Here is a 26,502-nt window from a genome sequence, read left to right as displayed (position 1 = left end):
TCATTGGCAGGGCAGGGGCCGCGGCCCCTGGTCGATGGGCGCCGTGGCTGGCAGCGTCAGGCGGCATTCGGTGGTGCCGGCCCAGGTCACGGTCAGCGCCTCGCGGTCGTCGGGTTCCACGTTCAGGTACACCAGCCCGCCGTCGGCCACCATGCCCGCGGTCTTGCCGCTGCGGGCGGACAGCACCAGCGCACCCAGGGGCGGATGGCCGCCGCTGGCCAGTTCGATGCGGCCCAGCACCTGCTCGCCATGGCTGGCGCTGACGCGGGTGTAGCCGATGGCGCCTTCGGTCAGCACCTGATTGATCATCGCGTCGGCCACGTCCACCCCCTCTGGCAGGGCGTTGACGTCCACCGCCAGGTTGCTCTCGCGGTAGCTCGACACGCCGTTGACGACGGCGATGCCGAAGCGGTTGGTGACGCCGTTGCCGTTTTCGATCCGCACGCCGGCGATGCCATCGGTGTCGATCATCACGCGGGGCTCGTTGCCCGCCGCGGGCGGACCGAAGGCCGCGCCCTCGGCGGTGGCGGTCAGCGAGCCGTACCAACTCAGGCCGGCACTGCGATACTGGCCCGGCTGCAGGGTGAAGTCGCCAGCGGCGCGGCCATAGGACGTCCGGCTCTGGATATTGCCGCTCAGGCTCTGGTTGCGCGAGTCGTCGCCGCGCTCGTCGCTGGCGCTCAGGTTCCAGGTGGTGTCGGGACTGCTGAAGTCGGTGTAGCCAACGTTCTGCTGCATGCGGCCGCCGCCGTTCTGGTAGCCGTAGCTCAGATGGCGGGTATCGCCTAGCGGGATGCTGATGCTGGCGTAGATCTGGTTCTGAACCGGTCCATAGAAGCCCTGGGTGCGCGCCAGGGACAGCGACAGGTTGACATTGCGCAGCGGCCCGAAGCTGGCGTTCTTGTTGAGCGACAGCATGTAATGGTTGTTGCCCGCCTTGTCGTTCCAGTAGTTGAGCCGGCTCAGCGACAGGGAAACACTCAGTTCCAGGGGCCGGATGTATTGGCTGTAGGAAACGGTGTAGCTTTGCTTTTCATCGCGGAAGTCCCCGCCATGCGCGGCCGAGCGCACGATGAATTCGCGCATCGACAGGAAGTGCCGCCCCGAGAAGCGGTAGCCCATGAAGGCCAGCGTGCTGCCCAGGTCGTCAAAGCTCTTGGCGTAGTTGATGCGGTAGCTGTAGCCCGCATGCCGCGGCGCCGACGAATACGGCAGGCGCGCATCCGAGCGCGTGACATCGGCGGAAACCGCGCCCCATTTGCCCATGTTCTGCCCCGCGCCCAGCGCCAGTGCGCGGTAGTTGTCGGCGGTTAGGATCAGGCCGCCATACAGGGAGGTGTTGTTGAACGCGCCCCAGGTGGCTTCGCCCGTCACGAAGCGCGGATCGGCCACGTGGTTGCCGCTGGGGCCGCCCAAGAGCGGGCGTCCCAGCGAGAGCTGGTAGCGCAGGTTGCCCTTGCGCGTCATGAACGGCACGCTGGCGGTGCTGACCTGCCAACTGCGCTTGGTGCCGTCGCTTTCCTGCAGCGTCACATCCAGGTTGCCGCTGATGTTCTGGCTCAACGCCGGCAGCACGAACGGACCGGGCGACACCCGGGTCTGGTACAGCAGGCGGCCGTTCTGGCTGACCGTCACTTCGGCGTTGCTGCTGGCGATGCCGGTGATCTGCGGCGCGTATCCCTGCAGCGATGGCGGCAGCATGCGATCGTCGCTGGCCAGCGTCACGCCGGCGAAGCGGAATGGATCGAAGATGGCGGATGACAGGTAGCTCTGGCCCAGCGTCAGCTTCGAGTGCCATTGCGGCAATGCGCGGAACAGGTAGGTCTGCGGCAGGACGAAGCGCGTTTGCGACTGGCCGCCGCTGTCGTAGCGGCTGTACTGGTAGTCGCCGCGCAGGCGCCAGGCGCCCAGGTTCAGGCCAGCGGTGCCGTACAACGTATAGCTTGCCGAGGCCGAGCCCTGGCGCGGCATGTAGCGGTTGGCCAGCAGGTTGTAGTCCAGGATCACGCCGTTCACGCCATCGCTCCAGCGCGCGGGCGGAATCCAGTCGGGGTCCTGGTATTGCAGCCAGGCCTGCGGCACCGTCAAGGTCAGGCTCTGGCGTTCGGCGCTGTAGACCGCCCGGCTGTCGGCGGTGTTCAGCTCGATGCAGGGGCCGCCCTGGGCGCCGTCGACCGTGGCCAGGCGCGCGCGGATGTCATCCCGCAGGTTCAGCATGTCGACCATATCAGGAGTGACACAGAACACCGTGCCGTCGCCGGCCACCGGCACCGCCCGGACCAGGGTCTGGCTCTGGATCAGCCGCCGATCCAGGTAGATGTCGAGCAGGTAGCTGCCGGGGGCGACATAACCATCGCGGCTGAAGGTCGAAAGATCGATGTTGCTCTTGTCTTTGATATTGAGAAAGCCGATGCTGAATTCCGTTGCCTGTGCCGCGCACGCAAAAGTACTGATCGCCACGAAGGATGCCAAACGGGCCATGGTCATGATGTCTGCTGCCGAATCGCCGGCCTGAAGGGGTGCCGGATTGTCTCGGCGTCGATACGGCGGCGCTGCGCGGCCGCCTCGGTAGGGTAAGGCTCGCGCGCGGGCCTGGCCCCGCCACCAGCGGGGCGGGGGGCGCGGGCGCGCGCGCGACGGGTGGGATCAGCCGTTCACTTGTAGTTCAGCATGTAGGTGACCTTGGCCGTGACCGAACCCGCGCCGGCCGCGGTTGCCGAGTTGCTGGCGATGCGGGCGAACAGTTGCAGGCTGCCGTCGCCGTTGCGCATTTCGGTCTCGCTGCTTCCCGTCGTGAAGTTGAGGTTCGTGTTGTCGCGGTTCAACATCTGGATGGCGACGTTCGTGGCGTTACCCGTGTTGGGGACCATGCCGCTGGTGCTGGTCAGGCCGGGAAACGAGACCGACACCTTCGACAGCGGGGCCGCGGTTGCATTAGCGGCGGGCGTAGCGAAGCTGCAGCCCGTCAGGTGGATCTCGATCGGCACCGCCGTACCGAACTTGCCCGTGCCGGTCAGCAAGTTCTTGGAGACCTGGCCCAGGTCGATGGCCAGGTTGGTGTCGGCCGCCGACACGGAGCACGGCGCTTCGGTGACCGAGCCGGTGAAGGTAATGGTGCCTTGGCCCATTTCGCCGGCGGCGAATGCCGCGACCGGACCGAGCAGGGCGGCGGTGGTGACGGTGGCGAGGAGCGTCTTCTTAAACATGGATAGTCCTTATGTGATATCCGTGGGGATGGCCTGCGGGGGTTGCCGCGCAGTGGTTGAAAAAAACGATGGGTCGGGAAAAAATTATGGGTTTGGCTGGCGCATTTTTTTTCGAGGGTCCATAGAGGGATCTATGGGTCCGCAGGGAAATGCGCGCCATGGGGTTGATATGTGGAATGCGGCCGTGGCGCGATCCGCGCAGCGCGGCGTGCCGGCGTGGCCAAGCGAGTCACAGCGGCGGGTTTGGGGGGTGTTGGCCGCAGGGTGCGCCGTCGATGCGGGCACGCGCACAGGCGCGGCCGGCGGCGAGTCGATCGCGACCCGCCAGGCATACGAAGGGATATGAGATCTTTTCGTCATGCAAGGCATCTTGCATGGCGGCGATTATCTGATCGTTAACACGATCCAGAGGCAGGGGCGGCGTCTATCGCGCCGCCTTAAGCGGTTGTGGGAGGTGGCCCCGCGACAGGGCCGAAGAGCGCTGGCGGGCGCCGTTCAGGCGCGCCAGGCAAGCACGCCGGCAACCACCACGCAGACCACGGCGAACACCCGTTGCAGCACTGCCTGCGGCACGCGCGGCGCCAGCATGCGGCCGCCCGCCATGCCGACGATGGCCGCGCCGACGAAGGCCCATTGCGCCGCCGACAGCGTCAGGCCGTGCAGCAGGGCGGAACTGACCGTGGCGGCCGACACCAGCGCGATGACCATCAGGGACGTGGAGACGATGCTGATCATGCGCGCATCGCTGAAGTGCGTCAGCGCCGGCACGATGATGAAGCCGCCGCCCACGCCCAGCATGCCGGTGCACAGGCCCGACACGGCGCCGATGCCGCCGAGCGTGGCGGCGGTGAGCCGGTTCCAGACGAAGCGGCCGGTCTCGGGCGACAGCCGGCAGGCCTTGGGCGGCGCCTCGGGCGCGCCGTCGACCGCCGCGCGGCGGCGCGATTGCTGCACCATGCGCAGCGCCACCAACAGCATCACGCCCGCAAAAGTCAGACTAAGCCAGTGTGCCGGCAGATGGCGCGCCAGCGACAATCCCAAGGGTGCGGTCAGTGCGCCCACCGCCGCCATCAGCATGGCGGCCTTGTAGCGCACCAGGCCGCGCATCAGGCCCTGCAAGGCGCCGACCGCCGACGCGATACCCACGGCGATCAACGCCACTGGCGCCGCCTGCGTCAGGGTCAGGCCCAGGCCGAACATCAGCGCGGGCACGGCCAGGATGCCGCCGCCCGCGCCGGTCAGGCCAAGGGAGACGCCGATACACAGTCCAAGCAGGGTTGCGGTCATCATTTTTAATGACTTTTAGAAATTAGCTTATTACTTCAGATAAGTATAACGTGCCGGGACGGGGTGCCGTGATGCGCATTTTGTTGATCGAGGATGACGCCTCCATCGCCTTGGCGATCCAGGTCGGGCTGGGGCTGCAGGGCTTCCTGGTGGATACGGTCGGCTGCCTGCGGCAGGCCGACCTGGCGCTACAGACGTCGCATGTCAGCGCCTGTGTGCTGGACCTGGGCCTGCCCGATGGCGACGGCATGGCGCTGCTGGCGAAGTGGCGCGCGCGGCGCGAGACCCTGCCGGTGCTGGTGCTCAGCGCCCAGTCCGAGGTGTCGCGGCGCATCGGCGCACTGCGCGCCGGCGCCGACGACTACGTCCCCAAGCCATTCGACCTGGACGAACTGGGCGCGCGCCTGCACGCGGTGATACGGCGCGCGGCCGGGCATTGCGCCGATCGCATCGACCACGGCCGCCTGACGCTGTTCCTGTCGCGCGGCGAGGTATTGTTCGATGGCGTCCGCGTCCCGCTGCAGCGGCGCGAGCTGGCACTGCTCAAGACCCTGTTGCAGCATCCCGGGCAGATCCTCACCATGGACCAACTGCGCGACAGCCTCTATGGCTTCGACGACCGGGTCGAGAGCAATGCCGTCAACGTGCACATCCACAAACTGCGCCGCAAGTTTGGCGCCGGCCTGATCGAAACCGTACGCGGCTGGGGCTACCGGCTGGGGACGCCGGGGCCATGAGCCTGCGCGCCCGCCTGATGCTGTTGCTGGGCGCTGTCTGGCTGGTTGTGGGTGGCGCCGTGACACTGTGGGTGTTCGAGCGCGCCAGCGCCGAACTCGACGCCGCGCTGGATTCGCGCCTGGCGGCTTCGGCGGCGATGGTGGCGCGCCTGATGGCGCCGCCATTGCCGCCGTCGCCGCCCGCCAGCGACATGGTGGCGGCCATCGGCCGGCCGGCGAGCGGCGGCGTGGCCTGCGAAGCGGATTCGCGCGGCGGCGCCAGGCGCACTTGCTCGCCCGACGGACCGGCGCTGGAGGCCGCGCCGCTTGGCTTTGGCTCGCTTGCCCGCGACGGTGCCGTATGGCGCACCTACGCCCTCGATACAGGCGAATTGCGCGTCATCACCGCCGGCCGCGTGGACATCCGCAAGGCGCTGCACCGCGAGATGGTCTGGACGGCCCTGGCGCCGGGCATGGCCGGCCTGCTGGTGGGGATCGTGCTGTTGTGGTTCGGCGTGGGCCGTGGCCTGGCCATGGTCGAAGGGTTGCGCCGCCGGTTGGCGCGCGAAGAGCCCTGGCTCGCGCCGGACCTGGCCGGCGATCGGGTCCCGCGCGAACTCATGCCGTTCACGCAGACCCTGGCAAACCGGTCGCGGCGCATGGAAGAAATGTTGCGGCGCGAGCGCCATTTCTCGGATCAGGCGGCGCACGAGATGCGCTCGCCGGTCACCGCGATCAAGGCGCACCTGCAGGTGTTGCAGCGGTTGCCAACGGCGGCCCGGGATGCCGCAAGCCAGCAGGCGATCGCGCACGCCTTGCAGGGCACCGTGCGGCTGGAACGCCTGATCGAACAACTGCTGATACTGGCGCGCGCCGATGGCTGCGAGGCGGACGCGGCTTGCGATGCGGTGGCGGTGCTGCAGTGGGTGGCCTGCCGCAAACCTGCCCGCGTGCATTGGCGCATGCCCGTCGGCCAGCCGTGGGCGGCCCTGCCGGATGCCCTGCTCGATTGCGCCGTGCGCAACCTGGTGGAAAACGCCCTCAAGTATTCGCCCCAGGACATGCCGGTGGAGGTCGACGCCAGGGTGGCCGCCGACTGCCTGGTGGTGGGGGTGCGCGACTACGGCCCGGGGTTGAGCGCCGCGCAGTGCGCGCGGGCGACCGAACCATTCTGGCGCGGCCAGCGCCAGGCCGAGGGCGCGGGGCTGGGGTTGTCGATCGTGGCCACCATCGCTGCGCGCCATGGCGGCAGGCTGGCGCTGGCGCCGGCCACGGGCGGCGGCCTGTACGCCTGCCTCACGCTGCGCCTGGCCGAGGGGCCGCGGGCTACTCCCAGGAACGCGAGTACTGGTGATCCTGGAACAGTTCAGGCAGGCCAGACACCTGTTTGAAGCGCAGCACCTCGTCGTCGTCCATGCCGAGCTGGCGCGCAACGTCGGCATCGCTCCAGCCGGCTTGCAGCAGGCGCACCACGATGTCGGTCATGGGCATCACGCCGTGCACGCCGCGGGCGCGGTTGTGGCGGATGGTGGCGGCGATGCGGTCGGCGGCCGCATCGCGGCCGGGACGGATCGTGACCAGCGGCAGGTAGCCGTGCAGGCGCGACTGGATCGGGCCTTTCTTCTTGCCGACGCGCTGGCGGTGGAAACCGTCGACCACCACGTAGCGGCGCGGCGCGGCCTGGTGGGCGACGATGGGCTGGGTGTAGCCGTCGGCCGCGATCGACAATTCCAGCAGGCGCATTTCCGGGGGCGCGACACTATTGGGGTTGTAGTCATTGGCCTCGACCTGCGGGCCGGGGACCCACTGCACGCAATCGACCGGCTCGGCCGCGAAAGGGCTGTGCTCATGCAGGCAGCGCCGGATCCGGTTGATGGCATCGATGCGCGAGGTCAGGGGCAGGTCGCGCAGTTCCTCGAACAAGGCCCGGGCCCGGTTCTCCAGATCCGTTACGTGTGGCATGCGTGTTCCTTTTCAAGGTGACCCAGTTTCCCCGGGAGGTTTGGACCTGGAAGCCGTGCGGCAGCAGCAGCGCCGCGCAGTCGCGCGGCACGCGCAGCGTGCAGGGCTGGTCGCGTTCGTCGATGAATTCGAGCACCTGGCGGCGCAGCTCGCGGAACAGGCCGCGCTGGCGTGCTTCGGGCCGGATGTAGCCGTCGCGGATGCGGACGGCGCCGGTCAGAAGTTCGATGCCGATGAAGCCGAGCAGGCGCCGCTGGCCGCGCCGGCGCACCACGAACCAGCGGTGGCGCGCGCTGTCGCTCAAGGGGTAGCCGCCGCAGTCGCGCCGCACGGTGGCGCTGGCGAAGAAGCGGCCCATCTGGGCGAAGAACGCAGCCTCGTCTTCGTAGGAGTTCAGGCGCAGGAAGTCGTATTGGTTCAGGGCGGTCATGAGTGCGTCCGCTGTGTCGGTGCAACCACGATGTCGATGTCGCGGCGCGCGGGGCCGAACGACAGCGAGCGGGCCATGTCCTGCTTGAGCAGCGACAGGCCGATGCGCCGCCAGGACGGCTGCGCCTTGCGGTTTTCGAGATCGGGAACGCCGGCGTCTGGCCACTGCGCCAGCGGTTGGCCATGCTGTTCCCACCAGGTGATGAAGACGTCGATGCGGCGCGCATACACCTGGCGCAGCGTGGCGGGCATGCTGTCGAGCAGGAAGAGGCTGTACTGGCGCCAGGTGCTGAAGGTGGGTGGCAGGCCGAGGCCGCCGCGATAGCCGAGAAAGCGCTGGCGGCAGTAGCGCGCGGCGTAGTTGGCGCCTTCGACGCGCCTGACGGCGCGAAACCAGGTGGCGGGCTCGAGCTTGTGGAACAGGTCCAGCCCCTTGCGCTGGTCGTCGCCGTAGGGCTGGCAGATGCGCATCTGCGAGAACGCCACGCCGGCGCGCAGCATCTGGTCGTAGAGGCGGTTGTAGGGGTGGCGGTGCTCGCCGGTGTAGCGCCAGAGGTCTTCGAACTTCCAGTCGTAGATCGGGAAGAACGTGACGGCTTTGTCGTTTTGCCTGTCGCGCGTGCTCCAGGCCAGCGCCTTGCGCGCGCCGGGTGGCGTCCAGGCGCACTTCTTGCTGCGGCGCTTGACCGCCAGGTAGCGGTTGAGCGATTCATCGGAGCGGATGCCGACCAGGAACGCGGTGGACGCATCGCGCGACAGCCATTGGTTGAATTCGGGCACGAATTCCTCGAATTCCATGCGATGGCGGAAGAAGGGGAAATAGTCGGGGTTGTTGATCACCGCGGGATGCTGCGGCAGCGGCCGGATCCACTCGGCTTCGCGGCCCGGCTCCCAGGCGCACCAGTAGGGTTCGCGCAGGCTGGAGGCGTTGCGCAGGTTGATCGGCAGGCAGATCCACCAGGGGTGGACGTCGGGCCGCTGGAACATCTCGGTGACGTGCGCGATGGTGGCCTGGTATTGGCCTTCGAGGTCGATGAAGATGGCGTGCACCGGGCCGCGGCCCATTTCGCGCGCGACCTCCAGCGCCAGGTGCAGGGTGACGGAGCTGTCCTTGCCGCCGGAGAACGCCACGCAGACGCGCTCGAAGTGCTGGAACACCAGGCGGATACGCGCCCTGGCGGCTTCGAGGACATTGCAGTCGCGGTAATGCTTGACCGCCATTCTTTCCCTCCATTCGCACGGCGTGCCGGACGCGCCGCGCGTGTGCAGCCGCGGCGCGATGTGTCTGCCGGCCAGGGGAAATTTATGCGTATCCGCCGCGACAGGCCTGTGAGGATAGCCCGAGCGCGAGGTGTCAATGCGGTCAATGCGTCCGACATTGATGGAGACGTACGAGCTGCGCCGCGACGCGCGCTGCGCGAGCCGGCGCGCGCGTCACGCTGCCTTCAGGTGCTCGTACAGGATGGTGGCGCCGATGCCGATCAGCGCCAGGCCGCCCAGCACTTCGGCGCGCTTGCCGGCGACGTTGCCGATCAGGCGGCCGACCATCACGCCCAGGGTCACCATCAGCATGGTGGCCAGGCCGATGGCCAGCGCGGTGATGGCGATGTTGTTGTCGATGAAGGCCAGGCTGACGCCAACCGCCATGGCGTCGATGCTGGTGGCGAAACCGGTGACGGCCAGCAGCCAGAAGGAATGGCGGGCGACCGGCGGCGCGGCTTCGTCATGGTCCGCGCGCCAGCCGTTGCGGATCATCATGCCGCCCAGGATACAGAGCATGACGAAGGCGATCCAGTGATCCCATTCCTGCACGTAGCGTGCGGCCACGGAGCCAAGCGCCCAGCCGATCACGGGCGTGATGGCTTCGATCACGCCGAATATCACGCCAGTGCGCAGGGCTTCGGACAGGCGGGGCTTGTGCAGGGCGGCGCCCTTGCCGACGGCGGCGGCGAAGGCGTCGGTGGACATGGCGAAAGCCAGGACGAGCGTGGAGAGGGCGTTCATGCGGGAGAGGCTCCGACCGGGCGAAACACACAGACCGTCCATATCGCCCGGTCGTGAGCTATGGATCAGTCCGTGGTCTCGCCTGACCGTGTCGGTCGCGCGCGCCATGGCCAGGTGGGCCAAGAGTGTTGACGCGGGCGCTTCCGGCCGGGGCCGGAAGAGGCTACTCCCCAAGGAGGCTTGCAGTGTACCAAACGGCGCATGGCGCCGGTGTGACACGGCGGGTTCAGGTCAGCCGGGCGCCGTTGGGGACGTCATGCTCGGGCGTCACCAGGATGGTGTGGTCGTTGGCGTCGGCCAGCCCCAGCACCAGCACTTCGGAGCGCACCGGGCCGACCTGGCGCGGCGGAAAATTGACGATGCCCAGGATGCGCTTGCCCGGCAGTTCCTCGAGCGTGTAGCGGCCGGTGATCTGCGCCGAGCTTTTCTTGACGCCGACACCGGCGCCGAAATCGATGGTCAGCTTGTAGGCCGGCTTGCGCGCCTCGGGGAACGGGTCGGCGGCGACGATGGTGCCGACGCGGATGTCGACCTTCATGAAGTCGTCGAAGCTGACGGTGGGAGCGGGCGGGGTGGCGGGATCCTGGGTGTAGTGCATGGGCGTGGGCGATCGGTTCATGGGGAGCGGGCGGCGATGCCCGCGATGGTCCCGCATCATGCCAGATCGATGCCGCCGATGGTCGGGCGCAGGCCGGCCGGCGCGGCCAGGTCAACCCGCGCGATGCGGCCGGCGTCCCTGGGCGCGCGGCGGATTCGGGCCTCGCGGGCCACGGACCGGCCGCGCGAAGGCGGCGGGAAGCAGCGCGGTGGCGGGCGGGCGCATGGGCGCGGGGCCTTCAATGACGCGTCATGATTTGGCGGCGGCCGTGGAGGCGCTTTTCTTGCCGCGCGGCTTGGCCGCTGGCGTTTCGGTTACCGGCGGCGTGTCGAACTCCTGTTTGTTCCGTTCGCCCCGCGGGGTGTTTTCCGGATGGGGTTTGGGAAAGGCCCAGGGCTTCGTTTTCTGATCCATTGCTTGTACTCCTTGCACAGGCGGAACAGTAGCATTTGCCGTGGCCGTGAGTAAGTGAGGGTTGACGTCAATATTCATCGCATCGTGATGAGGTAAATCGGCAAGCGCGGCATCGCGCCGGCTGCTATACGACCGCCGCGACGGCGGTGCGTTCACTGATTGATGGGAGCGGGTTTCGTGAGGGGTTGTCGAGGGGGCCGCGATACGGATCGCGGGCCGGGCGCGCGGGCCGGCGCGGAGGCGCAATATACCCGGTTGGCGCGCCGCGCGTGCCGCGACGCCTGCCGCTACCCGCGTGGCGGCGCCTGTGCCGCGCGCGGATAGCGGAATTCTACCGCGCCCGCGCCGCGCCTGCGCCCGCGGGCATCATCCGGATGGCATCCGGACTCATCCGTTTGCATCGGCAAAAGTCTCTATTGCATGCGGCGATGGCGGGACTACGATGGGGCTCGCGCACATAGGGAGGAAGCTATGGACACGACCAAGGAATGGTATGCCTCCGTCAAGGAATGGCAGCGCGCGCGCGATGAACTGACCAGCGCCATCGCCGCGATCAAGTGGCCCGACCCCACGCCGGATTGCCTGGCCACTTATGACCGCGCCTATGCGCATGAAACCGCGGCGCGCGAGCGCATGAAGCTGGCGTACGAACGCGTCCGACGATAGGGGCGCGGCGCGGTTGCTACACTGCCGCGCATGAAGCAACCTACCAACCCCCTGATGATCAGGATGGCGCGCGCCGATGACGCGGCGGCGCTTGAAGATGTGCTGACGCGCACCTACGAAGGCACCTGGCAGCCACAGATGACGCCGGAGAAATACCGGTACTTCCTGGACAGCGGCAAGATCCCCCGCTATGTCGCCGAGCGCGGCGCGCGCTTCCACGTGTGCGAGGTCGAAGGCCGCGTGGCCGGCATGGTCGATTGGGAACAGAACTTCATCTGGGCGCTGCACGTGCACCCGGATCTGCAGCGCCGCGGCGTCGGCGCGGCGCTGCTGGCCGTGGCCGAGGCCGGCATGCGCGCCGACGGGCACGCCGAGGCGCGGCTGGAGACCGATACCTTCAACACGCAAAGCCGCGCGTTCTACGGCAAGCAAGGCTACGCCGAGATCGACACCTATCCCGACGAGGAATGGGATAGCGGCTTCACCACGGTGCTGTTGGTCAAGCCGCTGGCCTGAATGCCGGCCGCGCGTGGGAGGGCGGCCGTCCGGCCGTTTCCGGGCTTGTGCCCGTGGCCCCATGATTCGATGCGCATCTGGCTCTGGCAATGGGGCCAGGGCGGCGCTATGGTGTGCCTTTTCCCCCGCCCACGCCATCCGCCATGTACCTGCCGTCCGCTTTCCGTGAAGACTCGCTGGAGGTCCAGCACGATTTCATCCGCGCGCATCCCCTCGGGGTGCTGATGACCAGCGGGGAGGGCGGGCTGATGGCCAATCACATGCCCTGTCTGCTGTATCCCGACGGGCCGCAAGGCGTGCTGCGCCTGCATATGGCGCGCGCCAATCCGCAATGGCGGGAGCTGGCCGCGGGCGCGGAATGCCTGGTGGTGTTCCATGGCGCGCAGGCCTACATCACGCCGTCCTGGTATGCCACCAAGACCGAGACGCACAAGGTCGTTCCGACCTGGAACTTCGTCGCCGTGCATGTCTGGGGCCGGCCGACAGTGCATGACGAGCCGGCCTGGGTGCGAGCCCAGATCGGCGCGTTGACCGATGCGCAGGAGAAGGCCCGGGTCCTGCCCTGGCGGGTCGAGGACGCACCCGAGGATTTCATCGCCGCGCAGATGCGCGCGATCGTCGGCGTGGAGATCGCCATCACGCGCATCGAAGGCAAATGGAAGGTCAGCCAGAACCGCAACGCTGCCGACCGCCAGGGCGTGGCGGCCGGGCTGGCGGGCGAGCAGGGCGATGCGGTCATGGCCGGCCTGGTGGCGCGTCGCGGCGGGCTGGACTGACGGGGCGGGGCGCGCCCCGGCCGTACGCGAGGCAGGCAAGCGCGGCCGCCTGCAAGGCCGCCGCCAGCGCCAGGAACCAGAACATGGGATGCGGCCCCTGGCCGGACAGCGCGCGCAGTACGCCGAACACGGCGGGCGCGAAGGCATAGGCGGCCTGCGACAGGGCCACGATCAGCGGCACCACCCGCGCCGCGTCCGCGCCCGTGAATTCCGCCTGGGCGATCAGCGGCGGCAGCGAAGTGGCGTTGCCGATGCCGGCGCCGAACAGCAGCACGCCCAGCCATACCGCCCAAGGGTGGTCCATGGCCAGCATCAGCACCAGCGAACCGGCGATCTGCGCGCCATACGACAGGCAGGCCACCAGGCGCCGATCGGCCGCCGGCGGCATCAGCCAGCCCACCAGGCTGCGGCCGGCGACGGCGCTGGCGGTTGCCAGCCCCATGGCGATGCCGGCGGTCTGCGCGCCCAGCAGCGGCGCCAGCAGCGACAGCAGGTGGGCGATCAGGCCGATCTGCGCGAACAGGCCCAGCGCCATGCCCGCGGCCAGCGACAGGAAGGCGCGGTCGCGCCATAGCCGCGGCACGGGCGGCACGGCGGCGCCGCTGGCCTGCGCCGGCCCTTCCGGGGGCAGGCCGTCGGGATGCTGGCCCAGTTGCCGGGGGGTGACGGCGAATACCTGGCGCGCCAGTAGCGCGATGACGATGACCATCGCCACGCCGACCCACCAGGCGGCCTGCGCGAAGCCATGGCGGCCGATCAGGAACACCCACAGCGGCGAGAACACGATGCCGCCAACGCTGGCGCCGTTGTAGGCCATGCCCAGCGCGGCGGGCCGGCGCCGCACGAACCATGGCGCGATCAGCGCATTGACCGCGGCCGCGCCCAGCGTCACCCAACCCATGCCGGAGAACACTGCCGCCCCATACAACTGCCATGGCGCGGCGGCGCGCGCCCAGCCGGACACGCCCAGCGCCAGCGCCACCGCGCCCGTCACCGTCACCGCCGGCACGCCCCATCGCCGGTACAGGCGCGGCAGATTGGCCACGATCAGCGTGCCGCACAGGAAATGCAGCGTGACGGCGGCCGATACCAGCGCCACGCTCCAGCCGGTGCGCTGCACGACCGCGTGCAGGAACACGGGCGGGCCGTAAAAGCCCACGCCCCAGCCGAAGATGGCCAGCACGAAGGTGGCCTGCAGGACGGTCCAGCCGAAGAAACGTGAAGGGGTGCGCATGGCGGTGCGGGCTGTCTTGTTGCGATGACTCGCAGTATGCTTGCGCCTGCACACAACACTTTGGCCTGGGCCGAATCATGGAATCCGAGTTCGCCGACATCAATCTCTCGGCTGTCGCCGGCGCCATCGCCGATCCGGCGCGGGCTCGCATGCTGTGCCTGCTGCTCGATGGCCGCGCCCGCACCGCCACCGAACTGGCCGCGGCCGCCGACATCGGCGCGTCCACGGCCAGCAGCCATTTCCAGCGGCTGCGCGAGCAGGGCCTGGTGGCGCAGGCGGCGCAGGGCAAGCACCGCTATTACCGGCTGGCCAACGCCGACGTGGCGAGCGCGCTGGAGGCCCTGCTGGTGGTGGCGGGGGCCGAGCGCACGCCGTTCAAGCCCAATACCCCTTTGGCGCTGCGCGAGGCGCGCACCTGCTACGACCACATGGCCGGCACCCTGGCGGTGCGTATCCACGATGCGATGCTGGCGCGCCGCTGGCTGGCCGCCGATGGCGCCGATTACGCGCTGACATCGCTGGGCGAGGCCTCGCTGGCGCAGTTGGGGGTCGATGCGGCATGGGCGCGCCAGCGCCGCCGCCGGTTCGCCTGCCCGTGCCTGGACTGGAGCGAACGCCGTTCGCACCTGGGCGGCGCGCTCGGCGCGGCGCTGCTGGAAGCGCTGTTGCAACGCGGCTGGGTCGCCAAGGACCTGGACTCGCGCGCGCTGTCGGTCACGCGCAAAGGCGCGCGGCAGTTCCCCGCATTTTTCGGCATGCCCGGGGAGGCGGCCGCCGATGCGGTGGACTGGAACCACAAGGGCGGCCACGCCGCCTAGCGCATAAGGGCGGCCACGCCGCCTGGCGTCCGCGGGGCCGGTGTCCACCCGGTTCCGCACGCTTTCCCTCGAATTCGCTTTCGCCCCCCCGCGGACCGGCAGGCCGCGCAGGGGGCGCACATCTTTTTTTCATCGGGCATTTGCCCTGTACAGGAGGTGGCCTTGCCTACGCTGGCCCTGCACGTATTCCGCCGCGCCTTGCCTTTCGTGGCGGAACTGCGCATCGACGTCAACCACGGCCCGCGCGAAGTGGAAGCCGAACTCGATGCCATCCATGACCGCATGAACCGACCCTCGGATCGCCTGCACGGATTGCCGGAGGTTCAAACCGACATCCCTGGCTTGGTGCTGCGCCACCGCGAAGCCGATGGCGAGTATTACGTGTATGTGGTGGACGCGCGGCGCGGCCGGCTGGCAGGCTATACGGTGTTCAACCGGCTGATCGAGGTGGGCCGGCGCGCCGATCCCTACGTGCGCGCGCCGCATTCGAAATACGCGGCGCCGTACCAGGGCATGGGCCTGGCCACGGCGGTCTACCGCTGGGGCCTGGACGCGGGGCTGTGCATCATGAGTGGCGCGCGCCAGTCGGTCGGCGCCCATCGCCTGTGGCAGGGGCTGGCGCGCCACTATCCGCTGGGCTATGCGGATCTGCGGCACAAGCGCCTGACGTATCTGGGCCCGGCGGTGACGCCACAGGTGCTGGACGATCTGCATACCCGCATGTTCCTGCTGGGGCGCGGCTGGCGCCTGCCGGATTATCTGCGCGCCACCGGCATGCAGGCGGGCGCAAGTGCGCTTTCACAACAGCCCTAGGGGTAATCCCCGGGACGGATCAGCGCGGGGCGGCCGGGCGGGTCTTGTCATGCGCCTGTAAGCCGCGCCCCGCCTGCCTGTCGGCGCTGCCGTCCGGCAGGCGGCGGAAACGGGGACGCAATTTCGGCATTGCAACAATGTTTCCATTGGCAGCCGGCGTTACAAAACATATCCGAACTGTCATGGACAGCAGGAGTATGCTGGTCCGTAGAAAGAGGGCATCCGAAGTGCATCAGAACAACTTGATCTACAAGGGATACCGGCTTACGGCCAAGGTTTCCCGGGGCGACGGCGCTGAAGTCCAGGCGCTGCCCAGCGGCCCCGTTTTCATCGCATCGATCATGGTGGTCCAGGCGGGCGCCGTGCAGGAAGGTGGCGACGAATACCCCGTGCCACGCTTTGCCGAGGGCGGCTTTGTGTACAGCCCGCGCGAGGCGGTGCATGCCGCCATCCTGCATGGCCGCGAGATCGTCGACGGCCTGACCCACATGTCTTCCTGACGCCATGGCGCGCCGCCAGGGCGCGCCATGGCAGGCAGGCGCCGCCGCGCCCCGGGCGCTGCGGGCGCTCGCACCCGCGCCTTAATCGGCGGCGAAAACCGCCTTCCAGTCGCGCGTCTTGGCCAGCGTCAGCACGCTGGCCGATTGTTCCAGGATGGTCACGGCCTTCTTCAGTTCCTCGGCCGGGGCGCCGTCTTCCAGGATCACCATGCGGGCGTTGCGTGCATCGGCCATTTTCACGTCCGACATCTTGCCGTGGGTCTGGTAGACCTGGGTCCAGTCCATTTTCTTGCCGGCCTTGAGGGCGATCGGCTCGATATAGGTGAGCGCGGTGCTGCCGGCCGCGCGCACGGCGAAGGCGAAGTCGGCGGTGTGGCCGCTGCTGCCCTTGGCGCGCGCGCCCTTGACCATGCGGTTGGGGCCGACACCGGCCGCCAGCGCCCGGCCCACCTGGGCGCGAAAGCGCAGTTGGCTGAAGCGCGGCATCCATTTGGCGCATTGGAACGACAGTGCCATGGCCAGCTTGACGGCGTCCCACAAGGCTTCCTGCAACTGCTCGTTGGGACCGGTGGCGACGATGGCGCCGGAGTTGTCGAAGTGCGCGAGACTCACCCCCGGGGTTTCGTTCAGGAGGTCGATGCGCTTGGCCGCCACCTCGATCCCATAGCTGGAGGCGTGCATCGCGGTCTCGCAGGCATCGGTGAGATAGAAGGTGTCGTCGTCCGGATGGGCGATGAAGAACGCCGCGTGCTGGCCATCCAGGCCCAGCGTCATCGGCGAGATCGCGCGGATCGCGTGTTCGCCGGCCGGCAGGACGGTCCAGCCGGCGGCTTCCAGGAAATTGCTCATAGGATCAGTTCGATTTGTCGGCCCTTGAGGGGATGCGCGAAACCGCCGGTCAGGGTCAGGTTGGCCCTCGGCAGGAAATACTGCATCAGCTCGGCGATCGTGTGCAGGGCGGGCACGATGGGCTCGGCGTAGCCTTCGCCCTCGTCGACCCAGATATGTTCGTGGCTGCGGTCGGCCAGCGGTTTGCGGTAGTGCGGCCGCCCCTGGCCCACCAGGCTGGTGTGGAAGGCGTCGTCGGTGTCCACGCCGAAGACGCGGTGCGGGCCGACGAACAGGCTGGCGCAGAACGCCTCCGGCAGGAAGATGGTGGCCTGGCCATGCACGTCGGTGCGGGCGCCGCGGTAGATGGCGCGGAAGATCACGTCATCGCGCACTTCGCCCTTGACGCGACAGGGGCTGGCGAATTCCAGCCATTGGCTGTCGCTGGCGGCCGGCTTGGGGATCCAGGTGATCTGCCTGACCGTTTCCTTGGGCTCGGCAAGGATCTCTTGCACCTCATCAACGGTGATTAACGGTTCGAACTTGTTGGCCATGGAATGGATCTGGTAGCGGAAAATGCGCCGGGCCGCCCCTGTCGCCGCGGCGGGGCGGGGAGCATGCTGTTCGCGCCGGACCGGCCAGCGGGAAAAGCCCCCCTGTCCGGGGAGCCCAGGCCCGCGCGGCGGTCGCGGCGCGGGGGCGTAATCTTACAAGATGAAGACGGCGCCGGTCCGGGGCTGGATGGATATCCAGCGAAAGCCGGGTCCGCGCGCTACAGTGAACTGGCGGCGAAAGTATCGCATTGCTTGAGGTTGCCGCTGTCCAGGCCGCGCTTGAACCAACGCACGCGCTGCGCCGACGAGCCATGGGTGAAGGCGTCGGGCACCACGTAGCCCTGGCTCTGTTTCTGCAGGCGGTCGTCGCCGATGGCGGTGGCGGCGGCCAGCGCTTCCTCGACGTCGCCGCTTTCGAGGATGTTGCGCGCGGCGTTGGCGCGCTGGGCCCACAGGCCGGCGAAGCAGTCGGCCTGCAGTTCCATGCGAACCGACAGCGCGTTGGCCTGCGACGGGTTGCGCCGGCGCAGGTTGTCGACCTGGTCGGAGATGCCCAGCAGGTGCTGGACGTGGTGGCCGACCTCGTGCGCGATGACGTAGGCCTGGGCGAAATCGCCGGGCGCCTTGAAGCGGTTCTGCAACTCGTCGAAGAACGCCAGGTCGATGTAGACCTTGCTGTCGCCGGGACAGTAGAACGGCCCCATGGCCGCCTGGCCCGTGCCGCAGGCCGTGGGCGTGGCGCCGCGGAACAGCACCAGCTTGGGCGGCACGTACTGGCGGTTGAGGTCTTTCTGGAAGATGGCGCTCCAGGTGTCTTCGGTCTCGCCCAGCACCTTGGAGACGAAGCGCGCCTGCGGGTCGTTGGCGGGCGGCCGCGCGGCCGGGCCCTGTTGCTGCTGGGCGGGCGGGCCTTCGGCCATCTGCAGCACCACGCTCGGGTCGACGCCGAAATACATGGCCACCAGGGCCAGCACGATGGTGCCGATGCCGATGGTGCCGCGGCCGCCGATGTGCGGCCCGCTGGCGCGGCGGTCTTCCACGTTGTCGCTTTCGCGGGAATCGTCCAGGCGCATACTGTGTCTCCGGGCGGGCCGGCAAGGCCGCCATGTGTTGCCATGGCCGCCAATGGTGAAGCGGCCTTCAAGAGTGTTAGGATAAACCCATGGCTCTCCATTTAGATATCCACCCCGCGAATCCCCAACCGCGCCTGCTCAAGCAGGCCGCCCAATGGCTGAACGACGGGGGCCTGGTGGCGGTGCCCACCGATTCCAGCTACGCGGTGGTCGCGCGCCTGGACGACAAGAACGCGGCCGACGGCCTGCGCCGCCTGCGCGGCCTGGACGAACGCCACCACCTCACGCTGCTGTGCCGCGACCTGGCCGAGATTGGCCACTTCGCGCGTGTCGACAACCGCCAGTACCGCCTGCTCAAGGCGGCCACGCCGGGGCCCTGGACCTTCATCCTGGAAGCCACCAAGGAAGTGCCGCGGCGCGTTTCGCACCCGTCGCGCAAGACCATCGGCATCCGCGTGCCGGATCACGCCGTCATGCTGGGCCTGCTGGAACAGATGGGCGCGCCGCTGCTGTCCACCACCCTCATCCCGAAGGGGGAAGACGACGCCCTGAACGACGCCGAGGCCATCCGCGAGCGCTACGACCACGACCTGGCCGCCATCATCGATGCCGGCGCCTGCCCGCATTCGCCGACCACCGTCATCGACCTGACCGGCGCCGAGCCGGTGGTGGTGCGGGTGGGCCGCGGCGATCCGGCCACGCTGGGCCTGGCCTGAAGCCCGGCCGCGCGCGCCAGCGGGGCGGCCGGCCGTCCGCCCGCCGCGCATTTCTTCACGCGGCTCCTCTACAATCCGGTTCGCCATGAACGACATCATCCAAACCATCGCGGTCTACGCGATACCGGTCATCTTTGCCATCACCCTGCACGAGGCCGCCCACGGCTACGTGGCGCGCATGTTCGGCGACCCGACCGCCTACCAGGCGGGGCGCATCAGCCTGAACCCGGCGCGCCACATCGATCCGGTCGGCACGTTGCTGGTGCCGGTGGTGATCCTGCTGACCTCCAAGCTGCTCGGCAGCCCCGGCATGCTGTTCGGCTGGGCCAAGCCGGTGCCGGTGGATTTCGGCCGCCTGCGCCGTCCCAAGAAAGACATGCTGTGGGTGGCGCTGGCCGGGCCCGCCGCCAACCTGCTGATGGCCATCCTGTGGGTGTTTTCGCTGCGCCTGTTCCTGGAAACCGGCATGCAGGAGAGCTTCTGGTTCGAGATGGCCATGGCCGGCGTGCAGGTCAACCTGGTGCTGATGGCGCTGAACCTGCTGCCGATCCCGCCGCTGGATGGGGGACGCATCCTTTTCAGCCTGCTGCCGAACCGCCTGGCCTGGCAGTATTCGAAGATCGAGCCCTACGGCCTGGTCATCGTGGTGGTGCTGCTGGTCACCGACGTGCTGTGGATATTGATGCGTCCGGTATTGGCTTTGGGGACGGCGATCGTCCAGTGGTTTCTGTAGGAATTTGGCCAATATCCGTTAAACTCAGCGGTTTCACTGATTCTGGCCCTGGGGCATCCCGCCATGGGGCTTTGGAGCCCTTCATTTATGGCATCCCCTGCAACCGCCGCAGGCGTTAATTTCCAGGGCAGCATGGTGGCCCTCGTCACCCCGATGCAGCCCGATGGCAGCCTGGACTACGCTGCCTACCGGTCGTTGATCGACTGGCACATCCAGGAAGGAACCGATGCACTGGTGGTGGTGGGCACCACCGGGGAATCGCCGACGGTCTCCATGGAAGAGCACGCGGAACTGATCCGCGTGGCGGTCGAGCATGCGGCGGGCCGCATCCCCGTCATTGCCGGCGTCGGCGCCAACTCCACCGACGAAGCCATCCACCTCACGCGCCACGCCAAGGCCGTGGGCGCGCAGGCCGGGCTGTCGGTGGTGCCTTACTACAACAAGCCGTCCCAGGAAGGCCTGTACCGCCATTTCCGCACCATTGCGGAAACGGTCGACCTGCCGACCATCCTGTACAACGTGCCGGGCCGCACCGTGGCCGACATGAGCAACGAAACGGTGCTGCGCCTGGCGCAGGTGCCGGGCATCATCGGCATCAAGGACGCCACCGGCGACATCGCCCGCGGCGGCCTGCTGCTGCGCGAGGCGCCGGCCAGCTTCCAGGTGTTCAGCGGCGACGATCCCTCCGCCGCCGCCCTGATCCTGCTGGGCGCGCGCGGCAACATCTCCGTCACCGCCAACGTGGCGCCCAGGCTCATGCGTGAGTTGTGTGCCGCCGCCCTGGCGGGCAACGTGCCGAAGGTGCGTGAACTTAATGCGCATCTGGCCCGTCTGAACAAGGCTTTGTTCGTTGAAGCCAACCCCATCCCCGTCAAGTGGGCGCTGGCCGAAATGGGCCGCACCGCACTGGGCTACCGGTTGCCGCTGGTGGAACTGGGCGCGCAGCACCACGAAACGGTGCGTCGCGCGCTCCAGGAAACGGGCCTGCTCTAAATATCGTGAGGATACGTATGAACAAGCGTCATGCCGGTTTGTCGGCATTGATGTCTCTGGTGTTGTTGGCCGGCTGCAGCGAGGTCAACCAATTCCTGGGCAATGAAGAGTCCGTCAATTACAAGAGCGCCGTCACCCAGCGTGGCGAGCCCTTGAGCATCCCGCCCGACCTGACCCAGGCCGCCAGCGATCCGCGCTACCGTGCGCCGGCCTCGGGCTCCACCACCTACTCGCAGTTCCAGCAGCAGGGCCAGGCGCAAGCCAGCGCCCCCAAGACCAGCAATGTGCTGCCCGGCCGCCAGGACATGCGCGTCGAGCGTGACGGCGACCTGCGCTGGCTGGTGGTCGATCGCCCGCCCGAGGACGTGTTCCCGCGCCTGGTCGACTTCTGGACCGAAAACGGCTTTACCGTCGCCAGCAACAACCCGGCCGCCGGCCTGATCGAAACCGACTGGGCGGAGAACCGCGCCAAGATCCCGGAAAGCTGGCTGCGCCAGGCCCTGGGCGCGGTGCTGGAATCGGCCTGGGATAGCGGCGAGCGCGAAAAATTCCGCACCCGCGTCGAGCGGGTCAACGGCCACACCGAAATCTTCGTCAGCCACCGCCAGATGCTCGAAAAGCGCGTGGGCGGCGATGGCATGCAGGTGCAGTGGCAGAACGGCAAGGAAGATCCAGGCCTGAACGCCGCCATGCTGGCGCGCATGATGGTCTATCTGGGTACCGACGTCGACAACGCCCGCAAGCTGGTGCAGCAGGCCGAGGCCGCGCCGCAAAAGCCGGCGGTGCAGCAGGACGTGCGCGCCCAGGGCGCGGCCCTGATCGTCAGCGAATCGTTCGACCGCGCATGGCGCCGTGTCGGCGTGGCGCTGGACAGCGGCGGCTTCTCGGTCGAAGACCGCGACCGTTCCGCCGGCGACTACTACGTGCGCTACGTCGACACCGACACCGGCGAGAAGATCGACCAGCCGGGCTTCTTCAGCCGCATGTTCTCGGGCGACAAGAAGGCCGAGGCGCCGCAGTACCGCATCCACCTGAGCGCCAGCGGCGACCAGACCAACGTGACGGTCCTGGATGCCAAGGGCACGCGCGACAACAGCGCCACCGCACAACGCTTGCTGAGCGTGTTGAAAGACAAGATGTGATGCCGCTCCGGCGGGCGCCCTGGCGCCCGCATGGACCCGTAAAGGCCCCTCCGGGGCCTTTTCTTTTGGCCGCGCAGGCATGGGCCGGCATGGCGCGTTCAGGGCGCGATGGCCCGCGCACAAAAAAAAGACCCCGGCGCGGGGCCGGGGTCTTGTGTTCCTGGATCAGGGCGGGGGTGTTTGCTGATCAGGAAGCGGGCGTGGTCGCGCCGCCTGGGGCATTGGAGCCGCCGCCGGGCGTGCTGCTCGGGGCAGGAGCGGGCGCCGGCGAGGTGGCCGGCGGCGTGCTGGAAGGCGCCGGGGCGCTGGCGCCCGGCGTGGGGTTGTTCGCGGGGGCCGGGGCATCTTCCTTCTTGTTGCACGCGCTGAGCGAGACCGCCAGCACCGACGCAATAATCAAGGTTTTGCTCATCATTTTTGGACTCCTGTAGATGACGACTCTTGAAACCCCGTCAGGGGAAACCAGAATCCAGGCTACAGGAACGCGTAAGCCTTGCGAGTGTGAAAGTTAAAAAGGTCGCATCCCAACGGCAACAAACCTTTCCGCGCGGTGTGATGTCTTGCTTTATGTGACCCTGCGCATAGACCTCATTGCGTTCTGTGCAAGACGGATACGCGCAGGTTTCCGGATACTACGAGGCGACGTAATGGATCCAGCCCGAGTCGAGCCAGTCCGCCAGGCAGGCGCGCGCCTCGTCCGACAGGCGTGCGCAGGCCGGATCGGCGCAGTCCAGGCTGCGCGCATCGGCCAGCTTGCATAGCGCGGGCGTCGCGGGCGTCATGGCGGTTTCGCCGTTGATGAAAAGCTGCTTGCCGCGATAGAGCATGCGGCTGCGGCGGTCCAGCACCAGCCTGCCGCGGGCGGGCCAGTCGTCTTCCAGGTCCACGTCCAGGCCTTCAGGGCCGTCGAACACGCTGAGGTTGCTGGGCTCGGTCAGCCAGCAGCCCAGGAAGCGCGAGGCCAGCGCGTCGTCGAAACGCAGCTTGCTGACGGTGTCGAGCGTGGCCTGCACCAGCGCATCCGGCACCTGCGCCGGCGTGGCCACGGCGGCCTGGGCCGGATCACGGTAGACGGCCGACAGCTTGGGACCGGGCAGCGCCGGTTCGCCGTAGGGACCGCCCAGCAGGCCGACGCGCGCCATCACCTGATCGGCGGCGGCTTCGAGCAGGCCGCGCGCCAGCGTGGCCTGCGTGGGGGCGCGGAAACCGATGGAGATGGTCATGCAGCCATCGCCGGCGGCGATGCCGTCGTGCGCGGCCTGCGGCGGCAGGTAGAGCATGTCGCCCGGCGCCAGCACGGCCTGTTCCTCGGGCTGGAAATGGCTGAGGATCTTGAGCGGCAGGCCGGGTTCGAGCGACAGGTCTTTCTGGCGGCCGTAGCGCCATTCGCGCTCGCCGGCCGCCTGCAGCAGGAACACGTCGTAGCTGTCGAAGTGCGGGCCGACGCCGCCGCCGTGGCTGGCGATGCTGATCATCACGTCGTCGAGCCGCGCGTCGGGAATGAAGCGGAACTGCTGCATCAGTTCGGCCGCGGCGTCGCTGTGCAGGTCGACGCTTTGCACCAGCAGGGTCCAGTCGCCTTCGTTGTCCTTGGGCAGGCGGGCGAAGGGGCCGTTTTCCATCTGCCATTCGCCATTCTCGCGCCAGATCAGACGCGATTCGACGTCGTCGCGGCGCGCCAGCTTCTTGATCGCGGCGATGGTCACCGGCGGCTTGAAGTCGGGGATGGCCTGGCGGATCAGCAGCGGCTTCTTCTGCCAGTAGCGGCGCATGAAGTCGTTGGGGCTCTGGTTGCCCAAGAGCGGCAGGGGATGGTCGAGGTTCATTGCAGGTGCTTCTTCAGGCGGTAGAGGGCGTCCAGCGCTTCGCGCGGGGTCAGGCTGTCGGGGTCGATGCCGGCGAGTTCCTCGCGCAGCGTGTCCAGCGCCTCGATGGCGTCGGCGCGGTCGGCTTCGGCGCAAGCCTGCGCGTCGGCCTCGGCCGCGGCCGAGAACAGGCCGAGCTGCGGCGTGGGCGCGCCTTGCGCTTCGAGCCGTTCGAGTTCGCGGGTGGCCTGGCGGATCACGGCGGCGGGCACGCCGGCGCGCTGCGCCACCTGGATCCCGTAGCTGCGGCTGGCCGGGCCTTCGCGCACTTCGTGCAGGAACACGATGCCGCCGGCCGACTCGGCCGCGGCCAGGTGCACGTTGGCCGCAGCGGGCTGCTCGGCCGGCAGGCGCGTCAGTTCGAAGTAGTGGGTGGCGAACAGCGTCAGGGCGCGGTTGTGCGCCAGCAGGCGGCAGGCGATGGCCCAGGCCAGCGCCAGGCCGTCGTAGGTGGAGGTGCCGCGGCCGATCTCGTCCATCAGCACCAGGCTGTTGGGCGTGCTGGCCGCGAGAATGGCGGCGGCCTCGGTCATCTCCATCATGAAGGTCGAGCGTCCGCCGGCCAGGTCGTCGGCGGCGCCGATGCGGGTGAAGATGCGGTCGATGCGGCCGACGCGGGCGCGCGCCGCCGGCACGAAGCTGCCGATGCGCGCCAGCAGCACGATCAATGCCACCTGCCGCATGTAGGTCGATTTACCGCCCATGTTGGGGCCGGTGATGAGCAGCATGCGGCGCGCGGGATCGAGGCGGCAGCCGTTGGGCGTGAAGCGTTCGATGGCCTGTTCGACCACCGGATGGCGGCCGGCGTCGATGTCGATGTCGGCCTGCTCGGACAGTTCGGGCGCGATCCAGTCGTGGCGCCGCGCGTGGTCGGCCAATGCCGCCAGCGTATCCAGTTCGGCCAGCGCGCCGGCGCAGTCGGACAGCGGCCGCACGTGTTCGGCCAGCACGTCCAGCAACTGCTCGAACAGCCACTTCTCGCGCGCCAGCGAGCGGTCCTGCGCCGACAGCACCTTGTCTTCCCAGGTCTTGAGTTCCGGGGTGATGTAGCGTTCGGCATTCTTGAGCGTCTGGCGGCGGCGGTAGTCTTCGGGCACCTTGGCGGTCTGGCCCTTGGTGACTTCGATGTAGAAGCCATGCACGCGGTTGAATTCGACGCGCAGGTTGGCGATGCCGGTGCGCTCGCGCTCGCGCGCTTCCAGTTGCACCAGGAAGTCGCCGCCGTCGGCGGCCAGGGCGCGCAGTTCGTCGAGTTCGGCGTCGAAGCCGGCGGCCAGCACGCCGCCGTCGCGGATCGCCACGGCCGGTTCGGCGGCGATGGCGCGCACCAGCAGGGCGGCCAGCGCCGGGTCCACCGACAGGTGCGAGACCAGGTCGTTCAGGCGCGGCGCGGCGGCCATCGGCGCGACCAGGTCGCGCAATGCGGGCAGCGCCTGCAGCGCGTCGCGCAGGCTGGCCAGTTCGCGCGGGCGCACCGAGCGCAGCGCCAGCCGCGCGGCGATGCGTTCGATGTCGGGAAAGGCGTTGAGCGCGCCGCGCAGCGTCTCCAGCAAGCCTGCAGAGCCGAAGGTCTGTTCGACGTCCATGCGGCCGGCCAGCAGCGTCGAGATGGCGTGCTGGCGGGCCTGGGCCGGAGCGTTGTCGCGCAGCGGATGGTGCAGCCAGCGGCGCAGCAGGCGGCTGCCCATCGGCGTGCGGCAGCCGTCCAGCAGCGAGAACAGCGTGGGCGAATCCTCGCCCGACAGCGTTTGCGTCAGTTCGAGGTTGCGGCGCGTGACCGGATCGAGCAGCACGAACTGGCCAGGCCGCTCGGCCGACAGGCTCTGCACGTGCGCCAGCGCCTGCGACTGGGTGCGGGCGGCATAGCGCAGCAGTGCGCCAGCGGCGCAGATGCCGGCCGGCATGTCTTCGATGTCGAAGCCCGCCAGCGTGTCGGTCTTGAAATGCGCCAGCAGGTGCGCGTGGGCGCCGTCGCTTTCGAAGTGCCAGTCCGGCACGCGCGAACGCGCGCCTTCGAACGGGAAGTCGAATTCGGCGCTGTCGGCGCAGACGATCTCGGCCGGCGCGATGCGATGCAGCTCGGATTCGAGCTGCGCCGGCGCGCATTCGGTGACGCGGAAGTCGCCGCTGGCCAGGTTCAGCCAGGCCAGCCCGGCGCGCGGCGCGCGCGCGTTGCCGGTGACGAACACCGCGGCCAGCGCGCGGTCGGCCTTGGCCGGCAGCAGCGCGTCGTCGGTCAGCGTGCCTGGGGTGACGATGCGCACGATGCGGCGCTCGACCGGGCCCTTGGAGGCCGCGGGATCGCCGATCTGCTCGCAGATGGCGACGGACTCGCCCATCGCCACCAGCCGCGCCAGGTACTGCTCCATCGCGTGCACTGGCAATCCGGCCATCGGGATGGGGGTCCCGTTGGACGAGCCGCGCTTGGTCAGCGTCAGGTTGAGCAGGCGCGCGCCGCGTTCCGCGTCTTCGTAGAACATTTCATAGAAGTCGCCCATGCGGTAGAACAGCAGCAGGGGGCCGGCCTCCGCCTTCAGGCGGAGGTATTGCTGCATCATGGGAGTGTGGCCGGCGTGGGCCTCGGCGGCGGTGGTCTGTGTTGCGGAATTCATGCCCGTGATTGTATCGGGCCGGGGCGGGGCGGTGGAGCTGAGGCAGA

General features: G+C 68.6%; 28 protein-coding genes and 1 riboswitch. Of the genes, 12 read left to right on the top strand and 16 right to left on the bottom strand.

Features of this window, described 5'->3' with window-relative positions; translation table 11 throughout:
- From AC6LKG_RS04560 to AC6LKG_RS04550, 3 genes are all read right to left on the bottom strand, one after another.
- Positions 1 to 2,487 (bottom strand): fimbria/pilus outer membrane usher protein, encoded by a 2,487-nt coding sequence (locus AC6LKG_RS04560; protein ID WP_498163043.1) that lies wholly within the window; start codon positions 2,485 to 2,487, stop codon positions 1 to 3.
- 167 nt (positions 2,488 to 2,654) lie between these two features.
- Positions 2,655 to 3,206 (bottom strand): fimbrial protein, encoded by a 552-nt coding sequence (locus AC6LKG_RS04555; RefSeq protein WP_498163041.1) that lies wholly within the window; start codon positions 3,204 to 3,206, stop codon positions 2,655 to 2,657.
- Between the two features lie 495 nt (positions 3,207 to 3,701).
- The gene (locus tag AC6LKG_RS04550; RefSeq protein ID WP_498163187.1) at positions 3,702 to 4,493 is read right to left on the bottom strand and encodes a sulfite exporter TauE/SafE family protein; all 792 of its coding nucleotides are present in this window, start codon (positions 4,491 to 4,493) and stop codon (positions 3,702 to 3,704) included.
- A 71-nt stretch (positions 4,494 to 4,564) separates the two neighbouring features.
- Here AC6LKG_RS04550 and AC6LKG_RS04545 point away from each other — a divergent pair, with 71 nt between their 5' ends.
- Together AC6LKG_RS04545 and AC6LKG_RS04540 are read left to right on the top strand one after the other, a co-directional pair.
- Entirely contained in the window at positions 4,565 to 5,230 is a 666-nt protein-coding gene (locus AC6LKG_RS04545) for a response regulator (protein ID WP_498163039.1), read from the top strand.
- Complete coding sequence (locus AC6LKG_RS04540; protein WP_498163038.1) at positions 5,227 to 6,600, top strand: sensor histidine kinase; 1,374 nt, start codon at positions 5,227 to 5,229, stop codon at positions 6,598 to 6,600. Before AC6LKG_RS04545 ends, AC6LKG_RS04540 begins: the two co-directional genes overlap by 4 nt.
- Here the strand turns inward: AC6LKG_RS04540 and AC6LKG_RS04535 are convergent.
- From AC6LKG_RS04535 to AC6LKG_RS04510, 6 genes are all read right to left on the bottom strand, one after another.
- On the bottom strand, positions 6,536 to 7,171 hold the full coding sequence (locus AC6LKG_RS04535; protein ID WP_498163036.1) for an IbrB-like domain-containing protein: 636 nt from the start codon (positions 7,169 to 7,171) through the stop codon (positions 6,536 to 6,538). The genes AC6LKG_RS04540 and AC6LKG_RS04535 overlap by 65 nt on opposite strands.
- The gene (locus AC6LKG_RS04530) at positions 7,056 to 7,601 is read right to left on the bottom strand and encodes an N-acetyltransferase (RefSeq protein ID WP_498163035.1); all 546 of its coding nucleotides are present in this window, start codon (positions 7,599 to 7,601) and stop codon (positions 7,056 to 7,058) included. The genes AC6LKG_RS04535 and AC6LKG_RS04530 overlap by 116 nt, the downstream gene beginning before the upstream one ends.
- Positions 7,598 to 8,821 carry a phosphoadenosine phosphosulfate reductase gene (locus AC6LKG_RS04525; protein WP_498163034.1) on the bottom strand — a complete coding sequence of 408 codons (1,224 nt, stop codon included), beginning with the start codon at positions 8,819 to 8,821 and terminating at the stop codon, positions 7,598 to 7,600. Before AC6LKG_RS04525 ends, AC6LKG_RS04530 begins: the two co-directional genes overlap by 4 nt.
- A gap of 213 nt (positions 8,822 to 9,034) precedes the next feature.
- Positions 9,035 to 9,604 (bottom strand): manganese efflux pump MntP, encoded by a 570-nt coding sequence (gene mntP / locus AC6LKG_RS04520; RefSeq protein WP_498163032.1) that lies wholly within the window; start codon positions 9,602 to 9,604, stop codon positions 9,035 to 9,037.
- 4 nt (positions 9,605 to 9,608) lie between these two features.
- A riboswitch (yybP-ykoY riboswitch) is annotated at positions 9,609 to 9,788 on the bottom strand.
- Between the two features lie 42 nt (positions 9,789 to 9,830).
- Positions 9,831 to 10,202: a tRNA-binding protein gene (locus AC6LKG_RS04515; protein WP_498163186.1), complete on the bottom strand. Its 372-nt coding sequence runs from the start codon at positions 10,200 to 10,202 to the stop codon at positions 9,831 to 9,833.
- Between the two features lie 249 nt (positions 10,203 to 10,451).
- Positions 10,452 to 10,772 (bottom strand): hypothetical protein, encoded by a 321-nt coding sequence (locus AC6LKG_RS04510; protein WP_498163030.1) that lies wholly within the window; start codon positions 10,770 to 10,772, stop codon positions 10,452 to 10,454.
- A 315-nt stretch (positions 10,773 to 11,087) separates the two neighbouring features.
- Here AC6LKG_RS04510 and AC6LKG_RS04505 point away from each other — a divergent pair, with 315 nt between their 5' ends.
- From AC6LKG_RS04505 to AC6LKG_RS04495, 3 genes are all read left to right on the top strand, one after another.
- Complete coding sequence (locus AC6LKG_RS04505; protein WP_498163028.1) at positions 11,088 to 11,282, top strand: hypothetical protein; 195 nt, start codon at positions 11,088 to 11,090, stop codon at positions 11,280 to 11,282.
- A gap of 30 nt (positions 11,283 to 11,312) precedes the next feature.
- Positions 11,313 to 11,798, top strand: a complete 486-nt coding sequence (locus tag AC6LKG_RS04500) for a GNAT family N-acetyltransferase (RefSeq protein ID WP_498163026.1) — start codon at positions 11,313 to 11,315, stop codon at positions 11,796 to 11,798.
- A gap of 143 nt (positions 11,799 to 11,941) precedes the next feature.
- Positions 11,942 to 12,574: an FMN-binding negative transcriptional regulator gene (locus AC6LKG_RS04495; protein WP_498163184.1), complete on the top strand. Its 633-nt coding sequence runs from the start codon at positions 11,942 to 11,944 to the stop codon at positions 12,572 to 12,574.
- Here the strand turns inward: AC6LKG_RS04495 and AC6LKG_RS04490 are convergent.
- Entirely contained in the window at positions 12,534 to 13,808 is a 1,275-nt protein-coding gene (locus AC6LKG_RS04490) for an MFS transporter (RefSeq protein ID WP_498163025.1), read from the bottom strand. The two genes, AC6LKG_RS04495 and AC6LKG_RS04490, sit on opposite strands and share 41 nt — an antisense overlap.
- A 77-nt stretch (positions 13,809 to 13,885) precedes the next feature.
- On the opposite strand from AC6LKG_RS04490, the gene AC6LKG_RS04485 reads away from it, so the two are divergent.
- The 3 genes from AC6LKG_RS04485 to AC6LKG_RS04475 all read left to right on the top strand — a co-directional run bounded on the left by AC6LKG_RS04485 (position 13,886) and on the right by AC6LKG_RS04475 (position 15,939).
- Entirely contained in the window at positions 13,886 to 14,626 is a 741-nt protein-coding gene (locus tag AC6LKG_RS04485) for an ArsR/SmtB family transcription factor (protein WP_498163024.1), read from the top strand.
- A gap of 162 nt (positions 14,627 to 14,788) precedes the next feature.
- Positions 14,789 to 15,439: an N-acetyltransferase gene (locus AC6LKG_RS04480; protein WP_498163022.1), complete on the top strand. Its 651-nt coding sequence runs from the start codon at positions 14,789 to 14,791 to the stop codon at positions 15,437 to 15,439.
- 227 nt (positions 15,440 to 15,666) lie between these two features.
- The gene (locus AC6LKG_RS04475; RefSeq protein WP_498163020.1) at positions 15,667 to 15,939 is read left to right on the top strand and encodes a hypothetical protein; all 273 of its coding nucleotides are present in this window, start codon (positions 15,667 to 15,669) and stop codon (positions 15,937 to 15,939) included.
- Positions 15,940 to 16,020: 81 nt separating this feature from the next.
- Here AC6LKG_RS04475 and AC6LKG_RS04470 read toward each other — a convergent pair whose 3' ends face one another.
- From AC6LKG_RS04470 to ypfJ, 3 genes are all read right to left on the bottom strand, one after another.
- On the bottom strand, positions 16,021 to 16,788 hold the full coding sequence (locus AC6LKG_RS04470; RefSeq protein ID WP_498163019.1) for a DUF1828 domain-containing protein: 768 nt from the start codon (positions 16,786 to 16,788) through the stop codon (positions 16,021 to 16,023).
- Entirely contained in the window at positions 16,785 to 17,321 is a 537-nt protein-coding gene (locus AC6LKG_RS04465) for a hypothetical protein (protein ID WP_498163017.1), read from the bottom strand. The genes AC6LKG_RS04470 and AC6LKG_RS04465 overlap by 4 nt, the downstream gene beginning before the upstream one ends.
- A gap of 218 nt (positions 17,322 to 17,539) precedes the next feature.
- Positions 17,540 to 18,394, bottom strand: a complete 855-nt coding sequence (ypfJ, locus tag AC6LKG_RS04460; RefSeq protein ID WP_498163016.1) for a KPN_02809 family neutral zinc metallopeptidase — start codon at positions 18,392 to 18,394, stop codon at positions 17,540 to 17,542.
- Positions 18,395 to 18,483: 89 nt separating this feature from the next.
- On the opposite strand from ypfJ, the gene AC6LKG_RS04455 reads away from it, so the two are divergent.
- From AC6LKG_RS04455 to bamC, 4 genes are all read left to right on the top strand, one after another.
- The gene (locus tag AC6LKG_RS04455) at positions 18,484 to 19,110 is read left to right on the top strand and encodes an L-threonylcarbamoyladenylate synthase (RefSeq protein ID WP_498163014.1); all 627 of its coding nucleotides are present in this window, start codon (positions 18,484 to 18,486) and stop codon (positions 19,108 to 19,110) included.
- A gap of 85 nt (positions 19,111 to 19,195) precedes the next feature.
- Positions 19,196 to 19,843, top strand: a complete 648-nt coding sequence (locus AC6LKG_RS04450) for a site-2 protease family protein (protein WP_498163013.1) — start codon at positions 19,196 to 19,198, stop codon at positions 19,841 to 19,843.
- A gap of 87 nt (positions 19,844 to 19,930) precedes the next feature.
- A complete protein-coding gene (gene dapA / locus AC6LKG_RS04445; RefSeq protein WP_498163012.1) occupies positions 19,931 to 20,836 on the top strand; it encodes a 4-hydroxy-tetrahydrodipicolinate synthase in 906 nt (301 codons plus the stop codon).
- A 17-nt stretch (positions 20,837 to 20,853) separates the two neighbouring features.
- The gene (bamC, locus tag AC6LKG_RS04440) at positions 20,854 to 21,978 is read left to right on the top strand and encodes an NlpB/DapX family lipoprotein (RefSeq protein ID WP_498163011.1); all 1,125 of its coding nucleotides are present in this window, start codon (positions 20,854 to 20,856) and stop codon (positions 21,976 to 21,978) included.
- A 187-nt stretch (positions 21,979 to 22,165) separates the two neighbouring features.
- On the opposite strand, the gene AC6LKG_RS04435 is transcribed toward bamC, so the two are convergent.
- The 3 genes from AC6LKG_RS04435 to mutS form a co-directional block, all read right to left on the bottom strand.
- Entirely contained in the window at positions 22,166 to 22,393 is a 228-nt protein-coding gene (locus tag AC6LKG_RS04435; RefSeq protein ID WP_498163009.1) for an endopeptidase, read from the bottom strand.
- Positions 22,394 to 22,610: 217 nt separating this feature from the next.
- Positions 22,611 to 23,804 carry a ribosomal protein uL16 3-hydroxylase gene (locus tag AC6LKG_RS04430; protein WP_498163008.1) on the bottom strand — a complete coding sequence of 398 codons (1,194 nt, stop codon included), beginning with the start codon at positions 23,802 to 23,804 and terminating at the stop codon, positions 22,611 to 22,613.
- Entirely contained in the window at positions 23,801 to 26,455 is a 2,655-nt protein-coding gene (gene mutS / locus AC6LKG_RS04425) for a DNA mismatch repair protein MutS (RefSeq protein WP_498163007.1), read from the bottom strand. The genes AC6LKG_RS04430 and mutS overlap by 4 nt, the downstream gene beginning before the upstream one ends.
- Positions 26,456 to 26,502: the final 47 nt, after the last annotated feature.

This window comes from Achromobacter sp. 46006 (genome assembly GCF_059761975.1).
This window is presented reverse-complemented; position numbering and strand designations above follow the sequence as displayed.